Origin of the sequence: Rhodococcus sp. EPR-157 (assembly GCF_001647195.1) — a bacterium.
Taxonomy (GTDB): Bacteria; Actinomycetota; Actinomycetes; order Mycobacteriales; family Mycobacteriaceae; genus Rhodococcoides.
The window spans coordinates 1-679 of record NZ_LVCV01000244.1; the positions used below are offsets into that span (position 1 = coordinate 1).

Here is a 679-nt window from a genome sequence, read left to right on the forward strand (position 1 = left end):
TTGTTGTACAGGTTCCACGGCGTGATGAGCACCGAGCCGACGGCTGCGATCATGCCGCCCGCACGCCAGCTGATCTTCTGCGGGCTGACATTGGAGAAGTCGAATGCGGGGGAGATGAAGTTGGCGACGATGTTGATACCGATCGTGGCGATCGTGAAGGTGAGCGCGCCCAGCACGATGGCGAACGTGCTGTCGATTCGAGCGACCGTCTCGACGGGGTCGGTGATGAGTTCGCCGAAGACCGGCAGCGTCAACGACGCAGTGACGACGACGAGGATGGAGAAGACGAGGAAGTTCACCGGCAGGCCCAGGAAGTTGCCCTTCTTGACCGCCGCGTAGGACTTGCCGTAGCGGGAGAAGTCACCGAAATTGAGCATCGGGCCGGAGAAGTAGGACACGACGAGCGCGATCGCACCGAGCATGACGGGCACTGCGCTGAATCCGGTGTACTCGACCTCGCCGAGGTTGAGATCGATTGCGCCCCAACCTGCTTTCCAAATCAGGTAACCGCACAATGCGAACATGACCACGTACACCGCAGGTCCACAGAAGTCGATGAACTTGCGAATCGATTCCATACCGCGCCAGAACACGGCGGCCTGCAGCACCCAGAGGAACAGGAAGCTCGCCCAGCCGAGTGCAGAGAGACCGGCGAAGCCATAGTCGGCAGTGACGGCAT

1 protein-coding gene is annotated in these 679 nt (G+C 60.7%); it reads right to left on the reverse strand.

Translation table 11 applies throughout. From position 1 onward, the window contains the following. On the reverse strand, positions 1-679 hold a 679-nt coding region (locus A2J03_RS10970), incomplete at both ends, for a cytosine permease (protein ID WP_197480717.1).